Origin of the sequence: Collinsella sp. BG-O-102, assembly GCF_023656745.1 — a bacterium.
Classification (GTDB): Bacteria; Actinomycetota; Coriobacteriia; order Coriobacteriales; family Coriobacteriaceae; genus Collinsella.
Genome location: NZ_JAMOKO010000029.1, coordinates 1 through 7,298, shown reverse-complemented (window position 1 = coordinate 7,298; position 7,298 = coordinate 1). Strand labels below are relative to the sequence as shown.

Below are 7,298 nucleotides of genomic sequence, written 5' to 3'. Positions count from 1 at the left end.
CCCCGCAGGTGCGGTAAGGGCTACCGCACGGGCCGATACTCAAAGCCCATTGTGGCACCCCGAGCCCGCGGAAAGAAGCTGCGCCGCGGGGGAGGCGGCCCCAATGGCTTTCTCATATCGTCTATATTCACTCGCTATAGGAGACGGGTGATACCTGGGTCAATGACAGAACTGAGAAGCCCGGAATAATGGAGCCAGTTAGAAACCCTCGGGTTTGCGGGGCGGGATCGTGAGAGCGATTCTGCCCTATTTTTTCCTCCGTCTGCCCCAAACCAAGTAGTTCGAAGATAGCCTGTAGGTGTCCTCGTGGGCGCCTTTTATTTTCAGGGAATCGGCCGCTTCATGAACGAGCGACCGGCTTGACCTAGATCGAACCGCCTTCATCTCCGTCTAGGCGCCGGCAATCAACATCGCAAATCCGCGCGTGCTACAATGCGGGCACCAGAGATGAAAACACAGTCCCCGTCGGGTAGTCGTGGGCGTGCGGGAGTCCGCATCAGTAACCTGCCTCCTTGGTTGTCCCTTCTCTGCATGGTCATCTACATAAAGGAGGAACCAGCCATGCAGATCAGCGTGTCGTCCACCCTGACCGTATATCACGACGGCCAATTCTGGGTCGGGCTGGCGGAGCACGTCGAGGACGGAAGGTACGGCGTCGCCCGCATCGTCTTCGGCGCAGAACCGTCCGATGAGGAGATTCAGAAATTCGTTACAAGCAAATGGGAGAAGTTCTCATTCTTCGGTGGCGAACCGGCTGAGGCAAGCAAGCCCGCGAAGAACCCCAAGCGACGCGCCCGCGAGGCGGCGAAAGCTCTCAAGCAGCCGGCGATGAGCACCAAGGCGCAGCAGGCGCTCGCGAATCAGCGGGAGACGATGAAGCGGGAATCGGCTCAAGCAAGAAGCCAGCGTCGCGCGGATGAGGCGGAGGCGCGCTTCGAGCAGCGAAAACTGAAGCGCAAACAGAAGCATCGCGGTCATTGATACCGCTATCGACCAGTATATATAGCAGCAGGCGTAGCTTCGATTGAAACTACGCCTGCCACCTGGTGCTATAACGTTATACAGAACGTCTGTTCTACTCCCACTCGATGGCGTCGATTCTGCCGTCCCGTCACTCCAGTTGCACCCAGTTTTCGGTGCCGTCTCGAGCCAAGTGCCGCCAGGTGACACCATGTCGTGCTTCGTCAGCTTCGGGGACAAAAGCTGGGACAGCCTCAAATACTTTTTTCAAACTCAGGACTTTGATTTTTTGTTTTTGTCCCAAAGAGCGCAGCGGGGCGCCTTAGGAGGCTCGATAGCGCTGAAAACGCCCGTTTTGAAACTCAACCGCCCTTTAACCCGCAAGCCGCCAGCTGCAATCGTAGGTGAATTAACGCAGGTGGCTTGCGCGACATTCGCAAAACCCCAGGTCGCAGGGCTTCGCCATCGGCGGGAAAGGTGAGTAGTCTCGGGTGGCTTGCTTATAAGTTAGTGAAATCCTGAAACGTGACAAGACTTATTACACGAATGATGTCGCCAGCTTCGGGATTGCCTCGTCGTCATAATATCCTTTGAGCTAACGAGGATGCCAGCTACGGGGTTGTCGATTTTCTGATGCATTAATAACCAGGCAAAGTCGGATAATCATATGAGCGGAGAGCACAAAAAGATAGCAGCTCATTAAGACAAATATCCTTGGCAGAATGCACTCCGGTGACTAGGATGACGACAGATGAACGAGGAGGACAGAACGATGCCATTACTCAGCGAGCGGTCGCTCGAATCTATTGCAAAGATGTTCGTGGGCGACGAAGGAGAGCTGTTCCACTACTTGTCGGGCCCTCAAATAGTGACATTCTTCAATGACCATTTTGACTTCCGGGACATCTACCAAGGTGGCAACGCTCCTACCAGATGGAGATACGCCGCCGGAAAGATAGCCAGTGTTGCGTCGAGCGGCCGTCTCGATCGTTTTTTCTCAATCGTTCTTGGATTCAAGTATATGGTCAGTACTTTTGGCTGCGATGAAATCGAAGCCCGAGAAAGGGCGGACAAAGCGAAGAAACGGTTCAACCAAGTACTAATCTCCGACGAGCTTGAGATAGTCGGAACAGACGGCGAGATGAAGCTTGTGGTGATTGATTCGGATCTAATCCCGATCGGGAAAGGCGGCTTTGCCGAAGCGTTCAGGCAAAAGTCAACAGGCAGAGTCCTGAAAAAGCTCATGCCCGAAGTAGCCCTTGATGCAAGAAACCGCCATCGCTTCAAGCGCGAATACGAGATAATGAATGATCTTTCGGAGCTGCCAGGGGTTCTCCGTGTCTTTGATTTCGACGAGAGCAATTGCTCCTACACGATGGAGGCCGGCGAGACCACGCTACTAGAGTTCATGGACAATCCTCTATCCGAGCAAGTCAAGATGTCCATAATCGAGCAGATAGTTGGCACCATGGCTGCCATTCACTCGCGCGGATACATTCACCGAGATCTAAGCCCCACGAATATTTTTCTACTGAGCGGCCAACTGAAGATTGCCGATTTCGGGCTTGGAAAGAACTTGAACACACTTTCATCCTACCAAACCACCAACACAAACAATTATGGACAGTGGTTCTACTGTTCACCTGAACAGCTTGTCTATCTAAAAGATGGGGACAAAAGGAGCGATGTCTTTTCCTTGGGCAGGATTATCAACTTCGTGCTCGCCGGACATCCGACAAAAACGAATCATCGTCTTCGACCGCTGGTAGAAAAAGCAACCGCAGACGATCCGTCGAAAAGATACCAGGATGCGGCAGAGTTTTTGAGCGCGATAAAGCGAAGGTTGTCTTCGATAGCAGATGCGGACCGGGAAACGAAACTTGCGGAAAAGGCAGCACGGGGAATCCTCGACGGAGAGGTTGCCGAATGGATTCTCGAAATGACCGATGAGCAGCTGTGCTCACGGGTAGCGTCAAACCCCGCGTTCGCTAAAACGGTTGTCAAATTTACGGAAATCGACAACGGCAATGCGGCCTTTGTCATGGATGCTATCGACCAGAGCATGACGCAAGTCTGCAAGACATGGGAAGACCACGATCCATTTGCCGACATCGCAAAGTCGATTGTTTTAAGCAAGGCGCCATACGACATCAAGGAGCGTGCCTGCCAAACGCTTTCATATGTAGCATGGCAAATCAACCGTTTCCATGCCCAGCATCTGATTGAGGATATTATCACCAGCGGAATAGACCCGATGCTGGAAGACCTTCTCAACGACTCCGTGTAGATTCATTAATGCAGCGCAGGCCTGCGTTCGTCTAGGGAAAACGATACGATAGACGGCATCTTGGTTGCACCCTAGGCCGTTCACCCTTCCGCTCGCTCCCATATAGTTCGATTTCGATAAGCTGAGTCCCAACCGATGGGTGCCATTTATCCGGGTGCACCTGGGGCAACGGGCCGGTAGGCCTGCGCAAGGTCGCTCGCAGAACGCGCAACATCAAACACGACAGAAGAGGCGAACGACAGATGCCGGACTCCGGACGACAGCACCGCGGAAGACGAGCATTCCGACCACAATCGAACGAATCTCGGTCCTAGGCAGGCGCCCGCACGGGCGCCTTTTACTTTTCAGGGACTTAGCCGCGAGCTAATCGGAGACCATAGAGCACTTCAAAACGGTTCAGAACGATAATCAACAAAACCGCAGGTAGAATATGCTGTTTTAAAAATCGTCTCTTACACTCCGCAACGCTCGGAAGCGCTCCGTTCAGGATTGTTCGTAACCCCCCGACCGTCCAAACAAAGAGGCGCAGTCCAAACTTGACCTGCGCCTCTCATCAAAAAGTATTATTTGTTGTATATCAATCCAAGCATCCAAGGGATTGGCATGAGAACGGCCGCCGCCAGCAACACAGGGATGCAAGCCACGATTGCCAGCCCTCCGCCAGCTCCTAGCGAAACCGCCTCACGAGAGCATCTGGCTCACACAGCGCTGCACGGCGGCGTAGTTGGAGCCCAACCGTCGCTTGCGCTCCTCGCCGTTGCCGTAGTCGCCGTTGATGACGGTGCGTGCCAGCGCGTCGATGTCGACCTCGCCACTGCCGGACGAAGAAGAACCGCCGGAACCACCGCCGAGAGAATCCGGTTCACCTCGGCCTGCACCTCGAAGTAGCGCGAGCCCAGGGCCCGTTTACGCGCCTCGCCGTTGCCGAACTCCTCGTTGATGACGCGCCACGCCAGGCTCGCCACGTCACCCGAGGGCGCAGAGCCGCCACTGCCGGAAGACCCCGCAGCCACGGTGTCCGAAGACCCGGCGCCTCGGCAGATGCGCGGGCGCAGGGCCGCCCTGCGCCCGGCGGCGATGTAGGGCGCGGGGCAGATCTTGTCGGTCACGTCGTAGCGGCGGATGACGCCGCCCTCGGAGATGCCGTAGCGCTTCATGAGGGTCTGCACGAGCCAGGCGAGCTTGCCCGCCTCGACCTCGCTGTAGTCCTCGCTAGCGCTCACGGCCTCGATGCCGACGCTGCGGCAGTTCATGAGCCAGTTGCCGGCGTGCCAGGCGGTGTCGCCCTCGGCCACGCTCTGGTAGATCTCGTCGGTGATGTCGCCCACGAAGTAGCGGGCGGACGACCCCTGCCGCTCGTTGTGCGAGAAGTAGATCGCGTTGTTGCGGGCCGACGCCAGAGTCGCCGTGTAGTGGATCACGATGCGGTCGATGGCGTGCGAGCGCCTGCGCGTCATGCGGTCGCTGCCGCACTGCTTGAACAGGATGCTATGCCCCATTGGCGCTGACCTCCTTGAATCCCGCGTCCTCGCCCTCCTCGGGCTTGAAGTCGCTGGGCGTGTCGGGCTCGCAGCCGGGCTCGCGCAACTCCTCCCAGCGCTCCTCCTCGCTTGCGTACTCACTCATAGGAATCGCCCGCCTTTCCCAGCTCGGCAATAACGGGCGAGAGCACGGCCATCACCATGGCCACGCACAGCGCGCGCCGCGTGGGGTCGAGCACGGCCACGCCCATGAGCAGGTCGACGTTGGCCACTACGACGCCCAGGACGCCCTGGACGACCGTGCGCATAAAGCGCCACTGCCGCTCGTTGCTCGTCAGAAAACGGTTCATCTGCCGCTCCTCTCCTCAAGAGCGTCAACGTCGCGCCTGACCACGGCCATGTCCTGCTCGAGCTTGTAGGTGCGCTCGATGAGGCAGTTGTGCTTCTCAACGCGCCGCGCGAGCTCGTCAATCTTGAGCTCCATCACCGCGCGGCTTCGCGAGTTCGACGCGATCACCCCGACCTGCGTCACGACGCCGATGAGCGCCACCGCAATAGACTCCACAAGGACCTCCCAGCAGAACATGGACCAACTTCAACGGCCCCATCATCCGCTGCGGTCACAAATCAGCTGGTAGCTGAATCGCTGCTATAAAAAGCGAGGTAAAATAAGAAAAAGCACAGTAACGATTGTTCGAAAGAGTCGCTAACGGGAGGTAGAAATGGAAAGCCGGCTTTACGAGGAGGGGTACGACGAAAGTCTCTTGAGAGCTGTAGCGGCTCTTAACGAGACTCCTGCATCCACGGAAGCAATCCTGGGCCTGTTGCAAAAACACTGGGATTTGCCTCGAGGAGAAGCGGAGCAGCTGTTGTCGCAGGAACGCTACGAAGGATTCTTCCAGCGTGATTTCGCAAGATACCTGACGATGTACGAAGGCTTTTCCAAAGAAAAGGCAAGGGCATATACGACTAGCCACATGAACCTTCTGGCTCTGCGAAAAATCGAAAGGCCGTGGGCTATCGAGTACAACAGGCTTTATCGCCAGATCGAAAAGCAGAAGCCTCAAATAAAGGGGAAGGTTCACCTATCTTCCGAAATCGAGGAGTAAAGCAGTTCTCGCTACACGCCGCCGCATCCCATCGCCTAACCCACACCACGGGGGCGGCGCGCTCACCCCTGGCAGCAGCGCAGGAAGGGCGCCTGCGCAGCTGCCAGGGGTGCCATTATGCTCAGTCCCAAGCCGCTACCCGGCAGTGAGGTAGCCCGCCTGCCCCTCGCGGTCGATGTGGCACATCGCGTACGTCGTCTGCTTAGAGTCGTAGGTCGTGCCGTTGCCACCCGCGATGGCCTTGCAGTTGTAGAACGTGGAAGAGCCCGTGCACCCGCTCGGCAGCCCCCAGTCGGCATCGACCAGGATGCGCTCAAGGGCGGTGCAGGCACCGAACGTGTAGAGCATGCTAGAAAGCGACGCCAGACTCATGCCCCGCAGATCGAGCTCGGTGAGCGCGGAGCACGAGTTGAACGTACGGTTCATGTAGGCCACGCCGCGCAGGTTCGCCATGCCAGAGACCGAGGTCAGGGCGTTGCAACTGTAGAACCAGTAGTTCAGGTTCACGTTGGCGACCCTCGATGTGTCGGCGGCGATGGTCACGCGCTTCACGCTCTTGCCGAACGAAGCCCAGGGCGTCGCCTGGATCGCGGCGTACTTGGCGTTGGCGCAAAGCGTGTCGGAGGCCAGCACCTCGCGACCTGTCGCATCGGCCTTGGCGAACCCGATCTTGAGCTCGCCGTCGGCGAACAGCGTGGCGTTGAGCCAGGTGCGGACTTCGTACTCGGGGTCAGTCAGAACGCCACCCGCCCCCAGCTTGAGGACGGAGGCGCCGGAGGTCTGGAACGGCACGAAGCCGTCGGTGCCGCCCATTGAGTTCGATTTGAGTTTCACGGGCCCCGAAACGTCCCCGTTTCGGGGCCCGGGGACAAAAATCGCACGTCTACTCACTTGGGATAAATCCTTACTCCCATTCCTCCGAATACCGCCCAGTGCTTTGCCATCTTGAAACACTGGGAGTAAATAGCGAAATAGCAGGTGAAAGGGAGTAAAAGACCAAAGAAAAAGCCTCCGTCCCAACGCGGGAACGGAGGCTAGGAAATCGTTTTTACTCACCGCCGTCGCTGGTGGCTTTGCCATGACTGTCGTACGAAACGAAACTCAGCGGCACAGTGCGTCACTCAAAAGTGCAGGTCAGAACCCTATCAGCCTACTCCCACTCGACAAATTCAAGTATATGAGGAAGTATTTCTCTTGAATTTACAGGTAAAATATTCGCAAATTTGCTAATATTTTACCTGCTATTTTCGGCTGTCAATTTTCTTAGTATCAAAATAGTATCACAAGAGGCTGGAAAATGCAACAGAATTATGTGGAGCTCTACATAATTCTGTAACCCCTTGATTGGCAACTTCATCCGAACACCTCCCATATTCATCCGTACATGTACGGATGAATATGGGAATCCGATACCCTGAGGGCCGGACCGGCCGGCCCCGGGAGATCGGAGGACGGCATGTC

Annotated in this window: 8 protein-coding genes and 1 pseudogene; 3 read left to right on the top strand and 6 right to left on the bottom strand. The window is 56.6% G+C overall.

Annotation, left to right across the window (positions count from 1 at the left end; genetic code table 11):
• Positions 1 to 561 precede the first annotated feature (561 nt).
• Positions 562 to 981: a YjdF family protein gene (locus tag NBH09_RS09765; protein ID WP_250787838.1), complete on the top strand. Its 420-nt coding sequence runs from the start codon at positions 562 to 564 to the stop codon at positions 979 to 981.
• Between the two features lie 730 nt (positions 982 to 1,711).
• The gene (locus tag NBH09_RS09760; RefSeq protein WP_250787837.1) at positions 1,712 to 3,247 is read left to right on the top strand and encodes a serine/threonine-protein kinase; all 1,536 of its coding nucleotides are present in this window, start codon (positions 1,712 to 1,714) and stop codon (positions 3,245 to 3,247) included.
• Positions 3,248 to 3,928: 681 nt separating this feature from the next.
• Here the strand turns inward: NBH09_RS09760 and NBH09_RS10105 are convergent.
• The 5 genes and pseudogenes from NBH09_RS10105 to NBH09_RS09740 form a co-directional block, all read right to left on the bottom strand.
• Complete coding sequence (locus tag NBH09_RS10105; RefSeq protein ID WP_350446096.1) at positions 3,929 to 4,024, bottom strand: hypothetical protein; 96 nt, start codon at positions 4,022 to 4,024, stop codon at positions 3,929 to 3,931.
• An 86-nt stretch (positions 4,025 to 4,110) separates the two neighbouring features.
• Positions 4,111 to 4,704: pseudogene (locus NBH09_RS09755) on the bottom strand (N-acetylmuramoyl-L-alanine amidase); the annotation flags it as partial.
• A gap of 31 nt (positions 4,705 to 4,735) precedes the next feature.
• Positions 4,736 to 4,873, bottom strand: coding sequence for a hypothetical protein (locus NBH09_RS09750; protein ID WP_164473322.1), 138 nt, complete (start codon positions 4,871 to 4,873; stop codon positions 4,736 to 4,738).
• A complete protein-coding gene (locus NBH09_RS09745) occupies positions 4,866 to 5,078 on the bottom strand; it encodes an alanine racemase (protein WP_124786468.1) in 213 nt (70 codons plus the stop codon). The genes NBH09_RS09750 and NBH09_RS09745 overlap by 8 nt, the downstream gene beginning before the upstream one ends.
• Complete coding sequence (locus tag NBH09_RS09740) at positions 5,075 to 5,293, bottom strand: hypothetical protein (RefSeq protein WP_250787836.1); 219 nt, start codon at positions 5,291 to 5,293, stop codon at positions 5,075 to 5,077. The genes NBH09_RS09745 and NBH09_RS09740 overlap by 4 nt, the downstream gene beginning before the upstream one ends.
• A gap of 157 nt (positions 5,294 to 5,450) precedes the next feature.
• Here NBH09_RS09740 and NBH09_RS09735 point away from each other — a divergent pair, with 157 nt between their 5' ends.
• Positions 5,451 to 5,837: a hypothetical protein gene (locus NBH09_RS09735; RefSeq protein WP_124786470.1), complete on the top strand. Its 387-nt coding sequence runs from the start codon at positions 5,451 to 5,453 to the stop codon at positions 5,835 to 5,837.
• 135 nt (positions 5,838 to 5,972) lie between these two features.
• Here NBH09_RS09735 and NBH09_RS09730 read toward each other — a convergent pair whose 3' ends face one another.
• Positions 5,973 to 6,671, bottom strand: coding sequence for a hypothetical protein (locus tag NBH09_RS09730; protein WP_124786471.1), 699 nt, complete (start codon positions 6,669 to 6,671; stop codon positions 5,973 to 5,975).
• Positions 6,672 to 7,298 lie beyond the last annotated feature (627 nt).